The following is a 21122-nucleotide window of genomic DNA, read 5'->3' on the forward strand; positions in this document are numbered from 1 at the left end:
TCAATTAAATTTTTACCTTATTTATGACGGTGAATAAATGCTTCAAATTGTTCGATTGACCATGTATTAACGATTAATTCCTTTTTGAGCCATGCCTTTTGTGCATATTGAACGCCGATTTCCATAAAGCGTAAATGCTCGATTGCATGGGCATCTGTATTAATAGCAATCGGTACATTTTTCTCCGTCGCTAGCTGTAAATGCTCAATACATAAATCTAAACGGTATGGGTTAGCATTTAATTCAAGTATTTTACCGTGCTCTGCAGCCCAATCTATTAGCTGAGGAATATTAGGATTATAACCGCCACGCTGTCCTACGATACGACCTGTTGGATGTGCAATCATATGGACATATGGATTTGTAATTGCAGTATAAAGTCTCTCCATAATTTTACTTTGCGACTGTGTAAAGCTTGAATGAATGGAAGCAATGACAAAATCCAACTCACGCAACACATCATCCGAGAAATCCAATGTCGCATCTGGCAATATATCCATCTCAGTCCCTTTAAATAAACGGAAATTTGAGTGCTCAGCATTAAATTGCTCAATTTCGGTCTTTTGTTTTGTTAAACGCTCTGGTGTAAGACCATTCGCCACCTTTAAATATTGTGAATGATCTGTAACAACCGCATATTGATAGCCTTTTTCGACTAAAGCCTGTCCCATTTCTGCAACGGAATGTGCACCGTCAGACCATGTCGTATGCAAGTGTAAATCCGCTACAATATGCGGTAATTGTACTAATTGCTCTAGCTCCTCTAAGCGCTCCAATTCCTTGCCATTTTCACGTACAGCAGGTGGAATAAAAGGTAAATTAAAGTGTGCAAAAAATTCCTGCTCTGAGCTAAATGTTTCGATTGTGCCATCGGACTGCTCCACCCCATACTCACTAATCTTTTTCCCTTGCGATTTTGCAAGTTGACGCATGCGTACATTATGGTCCTTCGAGCCTGTAAAATGATGCAAGGCTGTTGCATATTCCTTCATATTCACAAGCCTAAAGTCGACACTAACAGGCTCGTCACGGTCCAATATAACAGAAACCTTCGTTTCTCCTGCCGCAACAACTTCTAAAATAACGAGCTGAGCTAAAATAGCCTCTCGCACCGCTACAGGTGATGATGTTGCAACAATGAAGTCAACATCCTTACTTGTTTCATTCGTACGTCTATAGCTACCAGCAACTGAAAATCGTTCCACCTCGGCAATGTTTTCTAGCAATTCATTTATTTCAAGTACGACAGGTTCAAGCTGCCAAATTGGCAATCTTTCTGCGCGAGAGCCAAAATTCTCAAGTTCTTTTTTTATTTTTTCCTCCGTTTTCGCTCCAAAGCCCGCTAATGCTTGCACCTGTCCTGCTTCACATGCCTGTAGCAATGACTGGGCATCAGTAATGCCTAACTCTTGATATAGCTTCGCTAGCTTCTTCCCCCCTAAGCCCGGCACTTTCATTAGAGGAATTAACCCTTTTGGTACTGCCTGCTCTAGCTCCTGCAAAACAGTAGACCGGCCATTTTCCAGTAAATCCTCGATAACAGCCGCTGTTCCTTTGCCAATCCCTTTAATGGCTGTAATATCCTCTATTTCACTCAAGCTGCGCTCATCCGTTTCTAGCGCAGCTGCTGCTTTGCGAAATGCCGATACTTTAAACGGATTTTCTCCCTGCAGCTCTAAATATAATGCTATTTTTTCAAGCGTACGAATAATTATTTTTTTGTTCATGCTTCTCTCTCCTTAAGAAAAGCCTCCCTCATTTGTCGAGAGAGGCTCCACCCTTAGCAAGTGTTATTTCACCTTTTGTCATTATCAATTGAACGAATATCAACATATCATTGTGTGTAAATATACCACCAGTTTTGGAACATTTGCGTTACTACTGGTGTATGCTCAAGAATTAATCCAGTTAAAATCGATTTATTCAGCACATTTTGGATTACTTCCAATGGCAATAATGCAAAAACATAAAGCGCAATAAAAATAATGAAATAAAATTCGATGAAGCCTAATATTGCACCTAATAAACGATTGATTGGACCGAGTATTGGCAAATACGTTAAAAAATCAAACATTGAACCGATAATTTGTAAAATTAATTTCACGATAAAGAAAATAAGTGCAAAAGCAATAACGCGATAAAACGTACGATCCACATCTAATGTATCTAGCACTAATGTCATCGTCGCATCTTCTGTGAAGCCCGGATATGGAACCCATAGCACAAATTTTTGCGCTAGTGGTTTATAATAAATATAGGCTACAATAAGCGCAATTAAAAAGCTTCCTAAATGAATGATTTGAACGATAAAGCCACGCTTCGCACCAATAATACAACTTAGTAATAATACGATTAATAAAATAATATCTAGCATTTACTTCAACCCTTTAACCTTTTCACTTCTTCTTCAAGCGCCTCGACTTGCGCTTTCAGTTGTAATAATTCATGTACAGAATTAACCGCTGTAAGTACTGCTAGTCTGGTGCTATCTAATGTTGGATTATGTGCACTTATTTGACGCATTTTATCGTCTACAATGGAAGCAACTAATCGCATATGCCCCGTCGATTCCGTACCAACCATTTTATATGTACGACCATAAATTTCAACTGAAATTCGATTTTTTTCTTGTTCAGCCAAAGTAATTCCTCCCAAAAGCATAGGCAACGCCAGCAGGTAGCCAATAATGAATCTCGCTTCATACAGTATCGTTTGAAGCATTAATTTAGATGGCATAATGCAATTCCTGTTCGATTTTCTGCAATTTTCATACTACATATCATACCATTTTTACATTGTATAATACAACAATAGACTGACAGAAATGCAGTTGTGTCAATATTTTAGAGGTTTTGTTGTGCTTTGGAATCACGCCAAATGATATATTTAACTTAGCTCAGCTATATTCCCTGCTACGAGTAACCGCGGGAGAATATGTTTTAGCTGCGTGGATAGTGACAATTTATGGCGACTGGAAAAAATATAAAATTTTGTTGAATGATGATATTATAACTAATAAATCTACCATTATATATTTCATTAAGGAGAGTTTAATAACAATGACTAAAAAAGCAGAACAGCTTGAACTCGCTCATCTCTATTACGAAAACGGCGAGCTTATTGAAGCAGTAAAGCATTTTCGCAAAATCGGAATCAATAAATTAAACGATGATGACAAAATCCTCGTGGCAAAACTATTATACAAGCTTCAGGAGCAAAAAGAAGCTTACAAAATTATAAACGGCCTTATTGAACAAAGCAGCGTTTCAATGGCATACATATATAAAGCTTATTTCCATACAATGGCCGAGGAGCTTGAAGTAGCAGCTACAATTACCGAAAAAGCGATTGCACAATTTCTAGATGGTGAGCATAAACAGCTTATTTTTCTTTATGTCTATCGAGCACTGCTTCTTATAAAGCTAAATAACCACAAGGAGGCAAGAAATACCCTTGCAACTGCTCTTACAATTGATGCAAATGACATCAATATCGAGGAGGAGCTAATCGATGCAATTCATTTTCTTTATGAGGAGTTTGAATTCACATCTGAGGCGATTGAGCTACTTACACTCGTTATTGAAAAAGCTAAATCAGCATACGCCCATTCGAAGCGTGCAAATATACTGTTTGAAATCGACAAGAACGAGGATGCGCTTTTTGATTTAGATGAAGCGATTCGTTTAAGCCCTGAAACTAGCTTATATTGGTATAATCGTGGATTAGCGAAAAGTGCGCTACAAAATTATGAGGATGCGATAACTGATTTCAATGAAACGATTAAGCGCGAGGATGACCATTCGCAATTCTCCACTTATTATGAACTTGCCCGCGCTTATGTGGATATGCGGGATTATAAAGAGGCTGCAAATATTTTGCAATACTTAGTCGAGGACTGGAATCGTGCCCTGCCCCATTATTATTTAGAGCTTGGTCTTTCATTTGAAGAGCTAGGTGAATTCGAAAAGGCAATTATTAGCTTAGAAAAAGGCAGAGAGCTATTACTGCAATTTGAAGCAGAGCAAGATAAAGGCCTTTCCGCCTTTCTTGAACGTGCAAACTATAATCATTCTGCGTATACGAAGCTGCGCGACTCTATTCGCAACCACTTCGACTTTCATTTACCATTAGCGCGCCTTTATCGTTATGTCGGTTTATGGTCGTATGCTGAAGACATGTTAAAAAAAGCGATTTTAATCAATGCTGAATCATCAGAACCATACTTTGAATGGGCACGACTTTATCAGGCCCAAAACAATGAAGAGGAAGCTTTACGCATTTTAGTTACTCTAAACGAAAAATTCCCTGCATATCCAATCGCAATCTATTGGTTAGCTGATTATTACTATCGTTTACAACGATACGAAGAAGCAATTAATATCAATAGTAATTTATTGGATATTGAAGATGATGATACTGTAAACTTTATTCAACGCGGCAAAATTCTTGATGAGCTACAGCGTTTTGAGGAAGCTGTTGAAGCATACAGTCAGGCAATTGCGCTCAATGACGAAAGTGAGGCAAGAATGAAGCGTGCATTTGCCTATTATAAAATAGAATGCTACGAAGAAGCTCTTACAGATTTACAGGAAGCATTAAGCTTAAATAAAGATTTAGACGAGGACGCCGAATATTATATTTTATTAGGGCAAATCTACGCTGCACTAGGTAATTGGAAGGCGGCGATTATGTTTTCAACTGCAATTCGTCTAAATCCAAACAGAATTTGGCTCTATATAAGGTTAGCTGAAATATATACTACCTATAATGAGTTTGAGGAAGCAGAAAAAATTCTCAGAAAGGCATTTGAAATTGGACATAATACAGAAGAGCCATATTATGGACTTGCACGATTTTATCGTGAACAAGAACGCTATGACGAGGTGAAGGAAATTTTACTTAAGCTTCACGAGTCGTTTTCTGCATCCCCTACCTCTCTCTTTTGGCTGACAGAAGCATACCATCACTTAAGTGATTTGGAGGAAGCACTCCAAGTTAGCAACGAATTAATTGTACTTGAGAATGATGATGACTTAAATTTTATCCAAAGAGGGGCCATTTTTGTCGACGCAAATGAATATGAGGCAGCAATTGAAGCCTATACAGCCGCAATACAGTTAAAGGAATCAGCAAACGTATATATGAAACGTAGCTATGCAAGTTTTTGTATAGGCAATTATGATGAGGCATTGGAAGATATAAACAGGGCAAATGAGCTTGATGCAGAATTAAAGGAAGAGGATTATTATCATATTGCCCTTGGGCATATCTTTTTTGAAACAGAATTATGGGAACATGCGAGTGCTGCTTTTGCTTCAGCACAACAAATTAGCCCACATGAAATTTGGCTCTACGAGAAGCGTGCGAGCTGTTTAATGAAGCTTGAAGAATATGAAACAGCAATCACTGTATGTACAAGCGGTTTAGATATTGACACGAAAAACCCCCAACTCTATTGGTTAAGAGGGCTTCTGCATTTCATGCTAAAACAGTATGAGGAGGCTTTAGAGGATGCAAAAAGCTACCTAGAGCTTGATTCAGAAAATGGGGATGCTCATTATAATCTTGGCTTAGTTTATGAAAAGTTGGAGCAATATGATGAGGCATTTGCTTCATTTACCAAAAGCATAAAGTTAAACGCTCAACACGCCGAGAGCTATTTAGAACGAGCATATATTTATTACCACCGTTATTTTGAGACAGAGCATGCAATTGATGATTTATTACAATGGATTTTATTAACAAATCCACGCTTAACTGTAGAGGAAAAGCTTGAAAAAATAGATGAACTGAGCGGCTTCAACGAACAAATTGTCAATGAGGTGAAGCAACGCTTAAAGGAATTCTCCGTTATCGACTCAGCAAATCATCTACTTCATTAAAAAATAAAATTCCCTAAAGGCAGCATATCAAAAGCAACGCATCGCTTGCTTTTGGGAAAATCTCTTAATTTACTATTAAGATACGCTTTGAGAAGCAGATAAATATTTTGTAAACACGCTATAAAAATAGCGAGCATAGAAGGGAACGAAGGAATGACAAATATTGTTTTACTATTAACAAATGACAAGCTACAAGAAGTGCAAAGCTTTTATGCTACGAATAAAGTAATACGTAATGCACCGGGTGTTGTTTTTGCTGCGAAACTAGCAGATACAGCGATTACGGTGTATAAATCTGGCAAGGTAATGTTTCAGGGGGATGGTGCAGAGCGCGAGGCTGCTCGCTGGGGTACTGCCGAGGTAAGTGAAAAAGGCATCGCCTCAAAGGGAGATGCGCTACCGAAAAACTTTGCTACTTTATCCGTTATCGGCTCAGATGAAACAGGTACAGGCGATTATTTTGGACCTATTACAGTAGCGGCTGTTTATGTCCCAGTGGATAAAATTCCTCTTGTGCAGGAGCTTGGTGTGAAGGATTCTAAATTGTTAACAGATGATTTCATGCGGAAAATTGCACCAGATTTAATGAAGGTTTGTGCGCACAGTATTTTAACACTACGTAATGATAAATATAATACATTACAAGCGAAAGGCTATTCCCAAGGAAAAATGAAGGCATTATTGCACAATCAAGCAATTAGGCATGTTTTAAAAAAAATCGCTCCAGAGCAACCACAATATATTTTAATCGACCAGTTTGCTGAAAGAGCTACCTATTATCGTCATATTCAGCGTGAGCAAGAAATCATTCGCGATAATGTACTATTTTCTACAAAGGCAGAAAATTTGCATGTCGCGGTTGCTACTGCCTCCATTTTAGCTCGTTATGCTTTTTTAAAGGAGATGGACCGATTAAGTGAGCTTGTTGGATTCACACTACAAAAAGGGGCCAGCAGTAAAGTCGATGAAATGGCTGCGAAAATTTGGCTAAGTAAAGGTGAAGAAACACTGCACTCCATATCTAAATGGCATTTTGCTAATACAGAAAAAGCACGCAGGCTTCTTCAAAAAAGAAAGAATTTATGAATCATCTCAATTATACTTCGGTGTAATTGCTTTTGAGCGGACAACCTAAAACCGTCCCGACATACATCAATCGCAAACCTCCCTTCACATCCGCCGAACACGATGTTGCTCAGTCGTTGTGTACTTAGACTGAGCTCCTTTTGTCAATCACCCACTGAAAGAAGTTAGAAAGGCGCAATCGCGCGTCTTTTTAACTTTTTATTAGCTAATTTTTCTTCTTCATTTGAAAATTATTTCGAAATTCGAAAAAAAAGCGTGAAATAAGTTCGGAATTTTTGTAAAATAGAAAAGAATTTGTTTTTAGGAGGTTTTTTCATGACAACGAATTATCCAGAGGTATGGGATTTAGACGTATTTTTTGAAGGGGGTAGCAGTTCTTCACAATTTGCTGCACATTTAGAAAAAACGGCGGCCTTAGTACAGGGCTTACAGCAATTTGTAAGTAAACTTGCTGTACCGCAAACAGCATCGGAAACTGCAGGGTTACTTGAGGCAATTGATAAAGTGAAGGATGTACGCCAGCATATGGGGCAAGCAGGTGCATTTTTATCTTGTTTAAACGCTCAAAATATTAAAGACCGCGAAGCAATGTTGCTTTTAGGTAAAATTTCTGCACTCTATGCAGAGGTTGCGCCATCATATGAAAAGCTACGACAGCTAGTAGGTCAAATCAAAGAAAATACATTTGCACAATTAGTTGCGACGGAGGAGCTTGCTCCATTTGCTTTCATTTTAACGGAATGGCGCGACGCTTCAAAAGAATCGCTATCTGAGGAGGAAGAAGCACTTATTTCTTCTTTAACAGTAGATGGTTACAGGTCTTGGGGCGAAATGTATGACCTATTAATTAGCGATATTCGCGTGGAAGTTGAAGTGGACGGCGAAGTGAAATCGCTTTCTGTTGGTCAAGCGAATAACTTAAGCTCACACAAAGACCCTAAGGTGCGTAAAGCTGCCTTTGAAGCGATTGAAAAAGTATTTACAGAGCGTGAGGAATTTTTCGCTAAAACATTAAACCATTTAGCAGGCTTCCGTTTAAGCGTTTACAAAAAGCGTGGTTGGGATAATGTATTAAAAGAGCCTTTAACAATTAATCGTATGAAGGAAGAAACGCTTGATGCAATGTGGGGTGCCATTAGCGAGCGCAAGGAAATCTTCGCACGCTATTTAACACATAAAGCAAAAATGCTTGGCGATGAAAAATTAAATTGGTACGACTTTGATGCACCAGTAACAGAGGCAACAGCAAAAATGGATTATCAAGAAGGTGCTGCCTTCATTTTAAAACATTTTGGTCGCTTCGGTGCAGAGTTAGAAGCATTTTCACGTACTGCATTTGAAGATGGCTGGATTGAAGCGGAGGACCGTGATAATAAAAAGCCAGGTGGCTTCTGCACAGGCTTCCCGTTAGCACAACAATCGCGTATTTTCATGACGTATTCCGGTTCAATGTCTAATGTAGCAACATTAGCACACGAGCTTGGTCATGCATTCCATAGCTACGCTTTACGCCCTATTCACCCATTAAACACAGGCTACGCGATGAACGTAGCAGAAACAGCTTCAACATTTGCGGAAATGATTGTTGCAGACGCAGCCGTTGAAGAAGCTAGCACAAAAGAGGAAAAAATCGCTTTACTTGAAGATAAAGTACAACGCTCCGTGGCATTCTTTATGAATATCCATGCACGTTTCCTGTTTGAAACTCGCTTCTATGAGGAGCGTAAAAAAGGTGTTGTGTCTTCGAAACGTTTAAATGAATTAATGGAAGAGGCACAACGTGAGGCACATGCAGGCGGTCTTGGTGAAACACACCCACATTTCTGGGCGACAAAGCTACACTTCTTTATTACAGGTGTGCCATTCTATAACTTCCCATACACATTCGGTTACCTATTCTCACTAAGCATTTATGCAAAGGCGAAAGAAGAAGGTATGGGCTTCGAAGAAAAATATATTGCGCTACTACGTGATACAGCCGTAATGACTGTAGAAGATTTAGCAATGAAGCATTTAGGTGAAGACATTACAAAGCGTGATTTCTGGTTAAAAGGAATCGCACTTTGTGAAAAGGATGTTGAAGAATTTATCGCATTAACAGCGCAATAATGTAAAACTTTTAATGGTAAAAAAATAAAGGCAAAGTCGTTCGCCGACTTTGCCTTTATTTTTATTTACCTTCATATCCTTCTCGCTGTGTAACATCCACACGTTTAACAAAAAATGTAAGAACGAGTGCAATAAATGAAACGATTGTTGCCACAAAAAATGTGAAGTTAATGCCATCAAGCATTGCAGCCTGACCAATTTGGGCTGTCATTTCAGCAATTTGACTTTCTGTTGGCTGGATGCCGCTAGCTGTTGCTTGTTCTTGCGCCTCAGCTACCAATTCGGCTGCACGTGTTTTTGTATGTGCATTCATAATTGTTACGAATACAGCTGTACCAATTGCACCAGTCACTTGCTGTGCAGTATTATTAATCGCTGTACCGTGCGGATTCATTTTCATTGGAATTTGATTTAAACCATTCGTCATAATCGGCATCATCACAAGTGACATACCGAATGAGCGCACTGTATAAACAGTAATAATATAAGCATAAGAAGAATCTAACGACAGCTTCGATAAATAAAATGTTGAAACCGTCATAATAATCAATCCTAGCGTTGCAATCATGCGAGGACCATATTTATCAAACAGTCTTCCTGTAATCGGTGACATCAGCCCCATAACAATAGCACCCGGTAGCATCATCAGCCCTGCATCAAATGGCGAAATACCGCGCACAGTTTGAACATAAGCAGGCGTTAAAATCATTCCTGAAAACATCGCTACAGACATTACCATCGAAATAACAGATGATAGAGCAAACATCGGATACTTATAAATGTGTAAGTCTAATAAAGGCTCTTCTAATTTTAGCTGACGCGCGACAAAAGTTATGAAACCAATTACACCTAAAATAATTGTGCCATATACTTCAAGCTCTCCCCAGCCCTTTGAGCCAGCCATACTAAAGCCGTATAATAAGCCTCCAAAACCAATTGTTGATAACACTAATGATAAATAATCAATGGTAACTTCACGTGTTGGCATGATGTTGCGCAACTTCCATATTCCTAGTACTAGGCTAATAGCCGCAAAAGGAATAATCATTTCAAAAAGCACACGCCAATTATAATGCTCAACAATCCATCCTGATAATGTCGGGCCAATTGCAGGTGCTGCAAACATCACTAGACCAAATAACCCCATCGCTGTCCCACGCTTTTCAATCGGGAAGCTAATTAACATGATATTCATTAATAGTGGTGACATTGTCGCAGCGCCTGCTGCTTGTACCATACGCCCAGCAATTAATATACCAAAACTCGGCGCAAATGCTGCCATTACTGTACCTAATAAAAACAATCCCATCGACGCAATGAAAATAGTTCTATTTTTAAATTTTGTAATTAAAAAAGCGGATGCTGGTACTAATATCCCACTTACTAACATATAGCCTGTTGAAAGCCATTGAACAGTGGAATAGTTTTCAATTTTTAAATCCACCATAATTGACGGTAACGCAATATTTAATAAAGTGTTATTTAAAAAGGCAACAAATGTTCCAATAAATAAAATTGCAATCATTAAATACGGTGGCTTTTTTGCTGTTTCTGCTGTCATATTTAAAACCCCTTCTGTTTATTATTTCATATTTCGAAGTTTCACTTGACCTATTTTATACTCACAGTCCAAAATTCGCAACTATTTTTCACTCAAAGTTTAAAAACATTGAACTATAAGCATTTTAAAGATAGAATGATAGTATAAAATCAAAGGAAATGAACAATTATGAATACGAGAAAAAGGAAAATTATCGATGCATCATTACAGCTTTTTGTTGAAAAGGGCTTCCACCAAACATCGATTCAAGATATTATTGAGCACGCAAATATTTCAAAAGGTACATTTTATAATTATTTTGCTTCTAAAAATGAATGCTTCTTAGCTATTTTAGAGCAGCTTCGCTATACGGCACAGCTTCGTCGCTATGAATTGCTTGCGACTCGCGATGAGCAAGATATTGACGTTCTCATCGAACAAATTATTGTTCCTTTAAAGCTTCATGAGGAAAATAATTTAATGACATTGTTTGAAGGTATCTTCCAATCCAGCAATCCCGAATTAAAGAAAGGTATGCAGCAGCATCGCTTCCATGAAATTAAGTGGCTTACAGAGCGATTTGCAAATGTTTTTGGTGAAGAAACAAGACCATATGCTTTTGAATGTGCCATCGTATTTTTTGGTATTACTCATTATTTTGCAATGGTTTGGCGCAGCGCCCATCGCTCATCTGCTGATTTAGAGCGACTTGTTCGAAAAGGGCTTGAGTATGTACAAGCACTGCTACCGACAATGCAAAAAACAAACGATGTTATGCTGGGCATCGACGTATTGCAGCTGCTATATAATAATGCGACACAGCCTGTAATAACAAAAGAAAATGTTTTACAGCAACTTCAAGGATTTGCTAAACAATTAGAGCCTAAAACAAACGCAACGGGCAATGAGCTAACTGCTTTTCTAATTGAAGAATTAGCACAACACTCACTAAGAAAACACGTTATTCATGCAATGCTGCAAGCCTATCGCGCCGCATTTAAAAATACTAGTCATGAGGCTGAAGCAATCGAATTGTCCTATAAAATCTCATTTTTAATCAATTCTGTAGAAAAGGCATAAAGTGAACCTTCAATCAGTGGGGGTTCTTCTCATCCCCCACTGATTGGTAATTTCACCAATCGGATTTTTACAGGCTGTTGAATTCCCTATTTAAACATCTTAATTTTTTTGCTGTTTTGAAGTGGGATCTTACAGCCTGTTAATACGGGATAAAATGAAACGTCTGAAAAGTGTGTAAAGCACTCTCTTCAGACGTTTCTCAAATAAAACAAACCACCATTTACAATATCTATTTTTATTTTTGCCTCATAGCGCTCCCGTAAAGCCTGCTGTTCTATATTATATATTTCAGGCTTTTCTTCAAGACCATTATAAAAATAATCTAGTACGCGTTGTTCCCGCTGCCATTTAATCATTGCCTCATCTGCCCAAGAATGATTATCTTGTAAAATTATTTCCTCCATTGCAGCCTGTATACGCTGTAATCCCCTTAGTGGCGCAATAATATATTTTACACAAAAGCCATTCATAGGTTTCGTTACAGATAAATCCTTTTGTATGAGTAACCTGTGAAAATCAAGCAGCAATTCCCCCGTCATTAAATTCAAACCAAATGAATAAAGCATTTCCTTCGTACAATCACAGCAATATGCTATTTTATAATTCACTGCGAGCCAAGGAGTTAAAAAAGTTTGTGCTGCTGATGTATCTATACTTTCATACATTTCTACATATGCACCTAACTCATCCGTTACAAGATATAACTGCTGAAGTCTTGGAGAGCCAAAATGCACTCTCTCCCCCTGCTCCTGCATGCTAGTTGTCAACTGTAGCCGCGCTGGATTTGGCTCGCTATTTGTTGCTTCGATATATTGCCAGTAGAAAGGGCGATTCATTATCTTTTTATCCATTTCAATTGTTAGCTGAATATTGAACGTATCATTTTGCCACACAACGTCACAGCCTGTTTCCGTAAAAAAGTCATTTAAAAATTGATTAATCTGCTGCGAATCCATAGCAATCATTACCCACTCCTGTTCGTTAATATCGCGTCTAATTCCCCAACTACTTGTTCAAATACATCAATTTTCGTATAAAGTAGTGCCAAAATATGCTGCTCAATTGTTTCTTCAACAGCAAAATTGTAAATTTCAACATCTTCCGTTTGCCCTAAACGATGGACACGACCAATGCGTTGTTCAAGCTTCATTGGATTCCATGGTAAGTCGTAGTTAATCACATGACTACAAAACTGCAAATTGATACCTTCTCCACCAGCTTCTGTAGCAATTAGCACTTGTGCATGCTCTTTAAATAAATGCTTCATATAATCACGCTTGCTTTTTTTATACTTTCCGTTAAAGAGAACAGCGGTAATCCCCTGCTCATATAAAAATGCTTGTAAATAAAGCTGCGTTGCGCGGTATTCTGTAAAAATAATTACTTTATTGTTTATTTGCTTAATTAATTGTGCTGTTTTTTGTGCCTTAGAATGCGTGTTTAATTGCTGTAAGCAATCAAGAATTTTTTGCTGTTCTTCCGTTTGCTGTGGCATTTTCGATAATGTTTCATAGACTGCTTCCCTACTACTACAAAGCTCCTTTTGCAAGGTTAAACGAGTAATTGGGTTTGGTAATGGTAAATTGCTAATTTGCTCATATAACTCTCGTTCCTCAGAAGAAAAATGAATCGGTATAATTTGCACATGGCGCTTCGTCCATTCAATATTTGTATTTTCACGCCTATTTCGCACCATCACTTGGTGAACAAGCTCCTGCAAAAATTCATTTTGCGAAACCGAGTGCTTTTTTGCAGAAAAGGTAGCTTGAAATGCCTCATAGCTCCCTAAATGGCCGGGCTTTAATAAAGAGATTAAATAAAATAATTCAAAAATATTATTTTGAATCGGTGTAGCGGTTAGTAATAGGCAAAATTTCTTTTTCAAACTTTGAACAAATTCATAAATTTGCGTTTTATGATTTTTTAATTTATGTGCCTCATCAATAATAATCATGTCATAATTTTGCTCATAGATTCGTTCCTTATGCGGACTTTTCTTAGCGGTATCCATGCTCATCACAACAACACTACAATGCTCGAGCCCGTATTTTTTATTATATGCGATAGCAGGAATATGAAACTTTCCTGTTAATTCCTCCACCCACTGTGTAATCAATGAGGCAGGTGCTAAAATAAGGGTCTTTTGCACAAGACCACGAACCATATATTCCTTTAGGATTAGGCCTGCTTCAATCGTTTTTCCCAGCCCTACTTCATCAGCTAAAATGGCTTTACCATGCATTTCTTCAATAACGGTTGTCGCAGCCTTGATTTGATGTTGTAACGGTGAGAGCATCGGCAAATATTTTACACATTGTAAGCCCGAGAAATTTGAAATTAAACGGGCCTCGGTCATCTCGTAGTTCATTTTATAAAGCGCCCAGCTTTGCCAAGGCAGCTCTCCGTTTAATCGCTTTTCAAATCCTTCCTGCCAAACATTAGTTTGTTCGATTTTCATATTGACCACCTCAGCATTCAATTGCTTGTAGGTTGTTCAAAAAAATAGATTTTATTCATTAGTAGGCTCATTGCCTATGAGGTAAAAATGCTGTTGGATTAATAAGCTCACTAAATTTTTGAGCAGCTCTTGAGAGTGGCACTGATTTTAAGTGACAAATACCAATACTTCGCTTAGGTAGCGGCTGCTGTAATGGCACTTCATATAACAGTCCCTTCTCCAAATACTCCAATGCAAACTCCTTTGTCACACAAGCAATTCCTAAATTGATTTGTGCAAATTGAAGCAATAAATCATGTGAGCCAAGCTCAAATTCAGGCGTCAAATGATAGCCTTGCTCCTTTAAATATTGCTCGACATAATTGCGAGAGTTAGCCTTTTTTCCAAGAAAAATAAGCGGCATTTTCATTAATTGCGGCAAGGCAATCGGCTTTTTCGTTAAATTTTTATATTTTTCCCCACAAACAAAAATATCGTGAATTTGCTTGCATGGCTGTACCTGTAATTGTTCATCGCGAAGAGGTAAATTACAAACGCCTACATCCGCTTCTCCCGCCCTTATAAAATCGCGTATTTCCGATGTTGTGCCGTTTAATACTTTAAGTCTGACACCGGGATATTTCAAATGAAACATTTCTAAATAAGGTAGCAAAAAATAGCGGGAAATTGTATCTCCTACACCAATTCGTAGCTGACCTGTTGTCAAATGCTTAAATTCTAATAGCTTATCCTCACCAGCATGTAAAATACCGAGCGCTGATTGCACATATTCATATAATACTTGCCCTTCGTCTGTTAAAATAACGCCTTTTGGGGTACGATGAAAAAGAGGTGTTGCTAGCTCCTTTTCTAATTTTAAAATAGCTTGGCTGACAGCAGATTGTGTCATAAATAGCTCCTCTGCCGCTTTGGAAAAGCTTTTATTTTGACTTACAATATTAAAAATACGATAATAATCTAATTTTCCAATCATATTAGTTTTACTTATACTCCCTATAATTATTATTAATTTTACTTATAACACATCGTTGTTGTATAGTAAACAATGTGGTTTTTATCTTTAAGTCAGTAGCTAGTAGATAAAATTATTGAAAACTTACTGAATGAAGATGAATTTGCGGTAAATATTATAAAAATGGACCGCAAAAAATTTAGACAAGTGTTAATTGATGAAGATGTTAGGAGAGATACTATGGAACGTGTAGTTGGAACAGTTGTACGAGGCCTTCGTGGTCCTATTATTAATGAAGGTGACAATATCGAACAAATCGTTGTAGATACAGTGCTAAACGCAGCCAAAATAGAAGGCTATTCAATTGAAGATAAAGATATTATAACTGTTACAGAATCGGTTGTAGCACGCGCACAAGGAAATTATGCAAGCGTCGATCATATCGCAAAAGATATTGCTGCAAAATTCGGTGACGATACAGTCGGTGTCATTTTTCCTATTCTTTCACGCAATCGCTTTGCGAACTGCTTACGTGGTATTGCAAGAGGAGCAAAAAAAGTTGTCCTTATGTTAAGCTACCCATCAGATGAAGTGGGTAATCACTTAGTTGATATTGATGAATTAGATGTTAAAGGGGTAAACCCATGGACAGATACATTATCAGAAGCTGAATTCCGTGAGCATTTTGGCTATAAAAAGCATACATTTACAGGTGTAGACTATATTGAATATTATAAAGAATTAATTGAAGCTGAAGGTGCAGCGTGCGAAGTTATTTTTTCAAACAATCCAAAAACAATTTTGGACTATACCAAAAATGTATTAGCATGTGATATTCATACACGCTTCCGCACAAAACGTACATTAGTAAACAACGGGGTAGAAAAAATCTTTACTTTGGATAATATTTTAGCTGAATCAATCGATGGCTCAGGCTTTAACCCAGAATATGGCTTACTCGGCTCTAATAAAGCAACGGAGGACACAGTAAAACTGTTCCCACACAATTGCCAACCTATCGTTGATAATATTCAAGCAAAAATCAAAGAAGCAACGGGCAAAACAATTGAAGTAATGGTTTATGGTGACGGTGCCTTTAAAGACCCTGTGGGGAAAATTTGGGAGCTAGCTGACCCTGTTGTCTCACCAGCTTATACAAAGGGGCTTGAAGGTACACCGAACGAAGTAAAATTAAAATATTTAGCTGACAACAACTTTGCGAATTTACGTGGTGAAGAGTTAAAAGCTGCAATTTCCGAATATATCACAAATAAAGGTGATGACTTAACAGGTCAAATGGCTGCACAAGGTACGACTCCTCGTAAGCTAACAGACTTAATTGGCTCGCTATCAGATTTAACATCAGGCTCTGGCGATAAAGGTACACCAATGGTTTATATCCAAGGTTATTTCGATAATTATACAAAATAGGAAGAGCGTCCATAAAGCCGTGCAGTTGCCGACTTTGTGGACGCTTTCGTTTGTGTTTTTTAAGATGAATGCCTGCATTTTAAAACAGGTGCTTTATTTAAAAGGGATAAAGATTAGTTTTGGCGGTATTTGCCTCGCTGTGAAAGAGATCTTTAGAAAAGTGCAAAGCATAGTGGAAACTCGCTTTTCCTCATTTTCAAAGAAGGCTCTCTTCTACTTTAACGAGTAAACTCCTTAATGAAACACTAACAAAAACAGGAAACCGCACTGCCTTTCTAGTGCCCTTTATACTTGTTCATAATTGAACTGCCATTCCACGCCAAATTTATCTGTTAAGCTGCCATAGCATTTGCTCCAAAAAGTTTCTTGTAGCTCCATTTGAACGTTTCCTTCACGCTTTAATACATCAAAAGCATGGCGTAATTGTGCTTCATCATTCGTTACAACTGCAAGTGTTACATTGTTGCCTGCTGTATAAGGGTGACCGGGGAATGTATCAGAGAACATTAAGTCTACACCCATTACTGGCATACGAGCATGCATAATTAAATCTTTTGCTTCTTCTGGAATTGGATATTCATCATTTTGATGCCCTTCACCAAAAGTCATGATTTGTGTTTCCTTTGTTTGAAAAGCGTCCTTATAAAGTTCCATTGCCTCACGCGTTTGCCCATCAAAAATTAAGTATACGTTAATTGCCATCTTTGCCACTCCTCTTTCAATTGAATTTTAGTATTAGCTTATACAGTATTACAAAAATTATTATACACCCTAAAGAACAAATGTTCTATAGTGAAGTTTAATATTATTTTACGATTGCACTAATTGCTTTAAATACATCGCCCTTCGCAATTTGCTGCATTTCAAATAAAGCCATTTCGATACTCGATAAACGTGCGCCTAACTGTACCATTTTATCAATGCCTAATTGACGGTTTTCCCCTGTGCGGGATGAAACGCAATCCACTAAAACCTCTACCTCATAGCCATTGGCAAGTAAATGAGCTGCCGTTTGATACACACAAATATGTGATTCAATGCCTGCAAGCAATACTTTTTTACGTCCTGTGGCTGCAAGCTTCACACGAAACTCTTCTGTATCATAAGCACTAAATGTTATTTTTTCAATCGGCTGTCCATCTATTTCATTGGCAATCTCAGGGACTGTTGGCCCTAAGCCCTTTGGATATTGCTCAAGCCATAAAATCGGTAGCTCCAATACATTAGCCCCTTTAACGGCTTTCACAATATTCTGAATTACATGCTCGCTATTTTCTACAATTTCCGCAAGCTTACCTTGTATATCAATTAATACAAGTACCACCTCGTCTTTTTTTAACATCGGTAAATTCCTCCTTTACGTCCTCGTATTAATTCCCCCTCAGCTAACTCTTGCCAAACCACTTATTATGATTCAATAAGTGGCTTGACACTTGCTGAATTATAATAAATTATAAAGCTTATTATTCTATTTAACAATTTCCATCATTGAATGACTATGCCATTCCATGTATAGTTGTAATGGTGAGGAGGTATTTTCTATATGCTAAGACGAAGCTGGCTCATTAGCATCGCCATTTCCTTATTCGGTGTGATGATGATTGAGTATTTTTTTACATTCCAACCTGAAGATACAATAAAGCATGGAAATTTAGGTATTGTCGGTATTGCACTTGTTGCGCCGTTTCTTTTATTAAGTTTATTTATTACATTTCGCTTTTCTACTGAATTATCACGTCAAGCGCAAGATAAAATGCTACGCAATATTTTACTCATAGCAGGAGTAGGGCTTGTTATCGCTACAAGCTATTATGCCATACAATATACAAACGAGGTATATGCGTCACTTGGTGGCACAACGAGCGACCCCAATTCAAAAATTTATGGCTTTCCATTATTAAATGAGTATACAAATCGAGTTTTTATTAACTATTACACATTTCTATTAATTCATACGATAAGTGCTATTTCGGGCGCCCTTTACGGTATCGCGAGTCCCGCAAAAACTGCTGATGAAACACTTTAAACAGGTCTAAAGCAGCAATTCGCTCATAAGCACAATGAATCCGCTCGCAAACGCTACAAATTCGCTCATAAAAAGCTTGTTTTCGCTCATAAAACTAAAAAGAAGGCATATGAAGTCCAATTGGATTTCATATGCCTTCTTTAGCTTTAACGTACTTCTGCGCCTGCTGCTGCAAGTGCCTTTAATACTTTATTATGTGCTGCTACAACTTCCTCATCTGTTAATGTGCGTTCTGCGTCAAAATAAGTTAACGAGAAGGCAACAGATTTTTTGTCTGCGGCTACTTTTTCACCTTGATATACGTCGAACACTTTAATGCTTTTCAAAAGCTTAGTGCCTGCTTCGCGAATGATTGTTTCGATTTCGCCCGCAGGTGTTGCGCGGTCTAATTCTAATGCAATGTCGCGTGTAATGCTTGGGTAACGTGGAACAGGGCTATATACGAGCTCTTCCACTTCAGCATTTAAGATTGCAGCCAATTTCATTTCTACTACATATGTTTCTTTTAAATCCGCTTTTTTCTGCTCAGTTGGATGCAGTTGGCCGATTAGACCGATGATTTCTCCATTTAATAAAATATGTGCAGTACGCCCCGGGTGTAAGCCTTCTAACATTGCTTTTTCATAGCTTACTACAGCAGTCAATCCTAATTTTGACAATAATGCCTCCACAATGCCTTTTGCTACGAAGAAATCAACTGCTTTTTTCTCACCTTGCCATGTGTTATCTGTCCAACGACCTGTTAATACAAATGCAAGATGTTCTTCCTCATGTGGCAAATCATGCTCCGTTTTGCCAAGGAAAACAGAGCCAATTTCGTATAATGCTACATCATTTACTTGACGTGCTACGTTATGACTTACCGCCTCAATTAAATGTGGCAATATGCTTTGACGCAATGTTGAATGCTCTTCACTCATCGGCATTAATAGCTTCGTTGTTCCTTCTTTTTGCAATGCAAATTTTTGTGCATCCGCTGCTGAAGTCAGGGAATATGTTACCGCCTGATACAGACCCGCACCTTCCATCACATCACGTACAATGCGGCGCTTCACTTGATACGGCGTTAGGCCACCTACTTGCTCTCCCGAAAGTGGTAAAGTCATTGGAATTTCATCATATCCGTAAAGTCGTGCAATTTCTTCTACAATATCCTCTTCGATTGTAATATCACCGCGACGTGTCGGTACATCAACAATTAACATGCCATTCGCAGCCTCTACACCGAATTGGAGGCGATTTAAAATGGCAAGCATATCCTCAAGTGAGATTTTCATGCCAAGACGTGCATTAATAAAGTCTGGTGATACGACAACGCGAGCTGGTGTTTTATCTAGCTCATCCACAAGCACTGTCCCTTCTAAAACTTCCCCACCTGCTAGCTCGGCTAATAATGCAGCCGCGCGCTCTGCCGCAAGTAATACACGATTTGGGTCTACACCTTTTTCGAAACGCGCTGAAGAGTCTGAGCGTAAGCCTAAATCTCTTGATGTACGGCGCACAGATGCCCCTTGGAAATAAGCAGATTCGATAACAACTGTTGTGGTTTTATCTGATACCTCTGATTTAGCACCGCCCATAACCCCAGCAACAGCCTCAGCCACTTCACCGTTTGTAATTAAATAATTATGTGGCTGTAATGTGCGCTCGGTATCATCTAAAGTCGTCATTTTTTCACCTGCTAACGCTGGACGTGTGACGATTTTCCCCGTCCCTAGCTGTTCATAATCAAAGGCATGCAACGGTTGACCGTATTCTAATAAAACATAGTTTGTAATATCGACTACATTATTATGTGGACGAATACCACCAGCCATTAAATACTGCTGCAACCACAATGGTGATTGTGCTACTTTAATATTTCTAATCACTTTTGCCGCATACAACGGGTTAACGGTTGTATCCTGCACCTCAAGTTGCAAGACATCAGAAGCTTTTTCTGCTGCTTCAGCATACGTAATTTCTGGTAATTTTACATCAGTCCCTAAAATGGCTGCTACTTCATAAGCAACGCCTAGCATCGACATTGCGTCTGAACGGTTTGCGGTTAAACCTAGCTCTAACACCGTGTCGCGTAAGCCTAATAGCTCTAATGCATCCGTTCCTGGCACGCTATCCTCTGGTAAAACGTAAATCCCTTCTGCATATGCTTTTGGTACAAGTCGCCCTTCAATACCTAGTTCCTGTAAAGAACAAATCATACCATTTGACTCTTGACCACGCAGCTTCGCTTTCTTTATTTTAATGCCGCCTGGTAAATATGCACCGGGACGAGCAACAATCACTTTTTGACCAGCATCAACATTTGGTGCACCGCAAATAATTTGCTGTAAGCTTTCCTCACCAACATCAACTTGGCAAATATTTAATTTGTCTGCTTCAGGATGCTTTTCCTTTGCTACAACATGCCCAACGACTACATTCGTCATCCCTTTTGAGCGGTCGATTACGGCATCTACCTCAATACCTGAACGCGTAATTTTTTCTGCAAGCTCAGCAGGTGCTAAGTTTGAAAAATCAACATATTGACTAAGCCATTTTAATGATACTAACATCTT

Annotated in this window: 16 protein-coding genes; 6 read left to right on the forward strand and 10 right to left on the reverse strand. The window is 38.4% G+C overall.

Annotated elements, in window-relative coordinates; genetic code table 11:
* Positions 1-17: 17 nt before the first annotated feature.
* From polX to zapA, 3 genes are all read right to left on the reverse strand, one after another.
* The gene (polX, locus tag C9J36_RS09550) at positions 18-1727 is read right to left on the reverse strand and encodes a DNA polymerase/3'-5' exonuclease PolX (protein WP_107942933.1); all 1710 of its coding nucleotides are present in this window, start codon (positions 1725-1727) and stop codon (positions 18-20) included.
* Between the two features lie 107 nt (positions 1728-1834).
* A complete protein-coding gene (locus C9J36_RS09555; RefSeq protein ID WP_066162246.1) occupies positions 1835-2374 on the reverse strand; it encodes a CvpA family protein in 540 nt (179 codons plus the stop codon).
* Between the two features lie 5 nt (positions 2375-2379).
* Positions 2380-2640 (reverse strand): cell division protein ZapA, encoded by a 261-nt coding sequence (gene zapA / locus C9J36_RS09560; protein WP_066164329.1) that lies wholly within the window; start codon positions 2638-2640, stop codon positions 2380-2382.
* A gap of 419 nt (positions 2641-3059) precedes the next feature.
* Between zapA and C9J36_RS09565 the strand changes: the two genes are divergently transcribed.
* From C9J36_RS09565 to C9J36_RS09575, 3 genes are all read left to right on the forward strand, one after another.
* A complete protein-coding gene (locus C9J36_RS09565; protein ID WP_107942934.1) occupies positions 3060-5882 on the forward strand; it encodes a tetratricopeptide repeat protein in 2823 nt (940 codons plus the stop codon).
* Between the two features lie 153 nt (positions 5883-6035).
* Entirely contained in the window at positions 6036-6968 is a 933-nt protein-coding gene (gene rnhC, locus C9J36_RS09570) for a ribonuclease HIII (RefSeq protein WP_107942935.1), read from the forward strand.
* 315 nt (positions 6969-7283) lie between these two features.
* The gene (locus C9J36_RS09575; protein WP_107942936.1) at positions 7284-9077 is read left to right on the forward strand and encodes a M3 family oligoendopeptidase; all 1794 of its coding nucleotides are present in this window, start codon (positions 7284-7286) and stop codon (positions 9075-9077) included.
* A gap of 61 nt (positions 9078-9138) precedes the next feature.
* On the opposite strand, the gene C9J36_RS09580 is transcribed toward C9J36_RS09575, so the two are convergent.
* Entirely contained in the window at positions 9139-10638 is a 1500-nt protein-coding gene (locus tag C9J36_RS09580; protein ID WP_107942937.1) for a DHA2 family efflux MFS transporter permease subunit, read from the reverse strand.
* Positions 10639-10806: 168 nt separating this feature from the next.
* Here C9J36_RS09580 and C9J36_RS09585 point away from each other — a divergent pair, with 168 nt between their 5' ends.
* Positions 10807-11697 (forward strand): TetR/AcrR family transcriptional regulator, encoded by an 891-nt coding sequence (locus tag C9J36_RS09585; RefSeq protein WP_066162225.1) that lies wholly within the window; start codon positions 10807-10809, stop codon positions 11695-11697.
* 188 nt (positions 11698-11885) lie between these two features.
* Here the strand turns inward: C9J36_RS09585 and C9J36_RS09590 are convergent, their stop codons facing one another.
* From C9J36_RS09590 to C9J36_RS09600, 3 genes are all read right to left on the reverse strand, one after another.
* Positions 11886-12662, reverse strand: coding sequence for a YqhG family protein (locus C9J36_RS09590; RefSeq protein WP_235616031.1), 777 nt, complete (start codon positions 12660-12662; stop codon positions 11886-11888).
* Positions 12662-14155 carry a DEAD/DEAH box helicase gene (locus C9J36_RS09595; RefSeq protein WP_107942938.1) on the reverse strand — a complete coding sequence of 498 codons (1494 nt, stop codon included), beginning with the start codon at positions 14153-14155 and terminating at the stop codon, positions 12662-12664. The genes C9J36_RS09590 and C9J36_RS09595 overlap by 1 nt, the downstream gene beginning before the upstream one ends.
* 67 nt (positions 14156-14222) lie before the next feature.
* Positions 14223-15128 carry a LysR family transcriptional regulator gene (locus C9J36_RS09600; RefSeq protein WP_066162220.1) on the reverse strand — a complete coding sequence of 302 codons (906 nt, stop codon included), beginning with the start codon at positions 15126-15128 and terminating at the stop codon, positions 14223-14225.
* Between the two features lie 219 nt (positions 15129-15347).
* On the opposite strand from C9J36_RS09600, the gene C9J36_RS09605 reads away from it, so the two are divergent.
* Complete coding sequence (locus C9J36_RS09605; RefSeq protein WP_107942939.1) at positions 15348-16538, forward strand: coenzyme F420-0:L-glutamate ligase; 1191 nt, start codon at positions 15348-15350, stop codon at positions 16536-16538.
* A 285-nt stretch (positions 16539-16823) separates the two neighbouring features.
* On the opposite strand, the gene C9J36_RS09610 is transcribed toward C9J36_RS09605, so the two are convergent.
* Both C9J36_RS09610 and C9J36_RS09615 read right to left on the reverse strand, forming a co-directional pair.
* Positions 16824-17240 (reverse strand): VOC family protein, encoded by a 417-nt coding sequence (locus tag C9J36_RS09610; RefSeq protein ID WP_107942940.1) that lies wholly within the window; start codon positions 17238-17240, stop codon positions 16824-16826.
* Between the two features lie 103 nt (positions 17241-17343).
* On the reverse strand, positions 17344-17880 hold the full coding sequence (locus C9J36_RS09615; protein ID WP_066162208.1) for a hydrolase: 537 nt from the start codon (positions 17878-17880) through the stop codon (positions 17344-17346).
* A gap of 201 nt (positions 17881-18081) precedes the next feature.
* Between C9J36_RS09615 and C9J36_RS09620 the strand changes: the two genes are divergently transcribed.
* Entirely contained in the window at positions 18082-18564 is a 483-nt protein-coding gene (locus C9J36_RS09620; protein ID WP_107942941.1) for a nucleoside-diphosphate sugar epimerase, read from the forward strand.
* Between the two features lie 146 nt (positions 18565-18710).
* Here C9J36_RS09620 and pheT read toward each other — a convergent pair whose 3' ends face one another.
* Positions 18711-21119 (reverse strand): phenylalanine--tRNA ligase subunit beta, encoded by a 2409-nt coding sequence (gene pheT / locus C9J36_RS09625; RefSeq protein ID WP_107942942.1) that lies wholly within the window; start codon positions 21117-21119, stop codon positions 18711-18713.
* Positions 21120-21122: the final 3 nt, after the last annotated feature.

This window comes from Metasolibacillus fluoroglycofenilyticus (assembly GCF_003049645.1).
GTDB lineage: Bacteria > Bacillota > Bacilli > Bacillales_A > Planococcaceae > Metasolibacillus > Metasolibacillus fluoroglycofenilyticus.

What these genes read in the sequence shown, in the direction of transcription:
- polX (WP_107942933.1), bottom strand. Translation starts at nt 1,727, where the DNA reads ATGAACAAAAAAATAATTATTCGTACGCTTGAAAAAATAGCATTATAT.
- C9J36_RS09555 (WP_066162246.1), bottom strand. Translation starts at nt 2,374, where the DNA reads ATGCTAGATATTATTTTATTAATCGTATTATTACTAAGTTGTATTATT.
- C9J36_RS09565 (WP_107942934.1), top strand. Translation starts at nt 3,060, where the DNA reads ATGACTAAAAAAGCAGAACAGCTTGAACTCGCTCATCTCTATTACGAA.
- rnhC (WP_107942935.1), top strand. Translation starts at nt 6,036, where the DNA reads ATGACAAATATTGTTTTACTATTAACAAATGACAAGCTACAAGAAGTG.
- C9J36_RS09575 (WP_107942936.1), top strand. Translation starts at nt 7,284, where the DNA reads ATGACAACGAATTATCCAGAGGTATGGGATTTAGACGTATTTTTTGAA.
- C9J36_RS09580 (WP_107942937.1), bottom strand. Translation starts at nt 10,638, where the DNA reads ATGACAGCAGAAACAGCAAAAAAGCCACCGTATTTAATGATTGCAATT.
- C9J36_RS09585 (WP_066162225.1), top strand. Translation starts at nt 10,807, where the DNA reads ATGAATACGAGAAAAAGGAAAATTATCGATGCATCATTACAGCTTTTT.
- C9J36_RS09590 (WP_235616031.1), bottom strand. Translation starts at nt 12,662, where the DNA reads ATGATTGCTATGGATTCGCAGCAGATTAATCAATTTTTAAATGACTTT.
- C9J36_RS09595 (WP_107942938.1), bottom strand. Translation starts at nt 14,155, where the DNA reads ATGAAAATCGAACAAACTAATGTTTGGCAGGAAGGATTTGAAAAGCGA.
- C9J36_RS09600 (WP_066162220.1), bottom strand. Translation starts at nt 15,128, where the DNA reads ATGATTGGAAAATTAGATTATTATCGTATTTTTAATATTGTAAGTCAA.
- C9J36_RS09605 (WP_107942939.1), top strand. Translation starts at nt 15,348, where the DNA reads ATGGAACGTGTAGTTGGAACAGTTGTACGAGGCCTTCGTGGTCCTATT.
- C9J36_RS09610 (WP_107942940.1), bottom strand. Translation starts at nt 17,240, where the DNA reads ATGGCAATTAACGTATACTTAATTTTTGATGGGCAAACGCGTGAGGCA.
- C9J36_RS09615 (WP_066162208.1), bottom strand. Translation starts at nt 17,880, where the DNA reads ATGTTAAAAAAAGACGAGGTGGTACTTGTATTAATTGATATACAAGGT.
- C9J36_RS09620 (WP_107942941.1), top strand. Translation starts at nt 18,082, where the DNA reads ATGCTAAGACGAAGCTGGCTCATTAGCATCGCCATTTCCTTATTCGGT.
- pheT (WP_107942942.1), bottom strand. Translation starts at nt 21,119, where the DNA reads ATGTTAGTATCATTAAAATGGCTTAGTCAATATGTTGATTTTTCAAAC.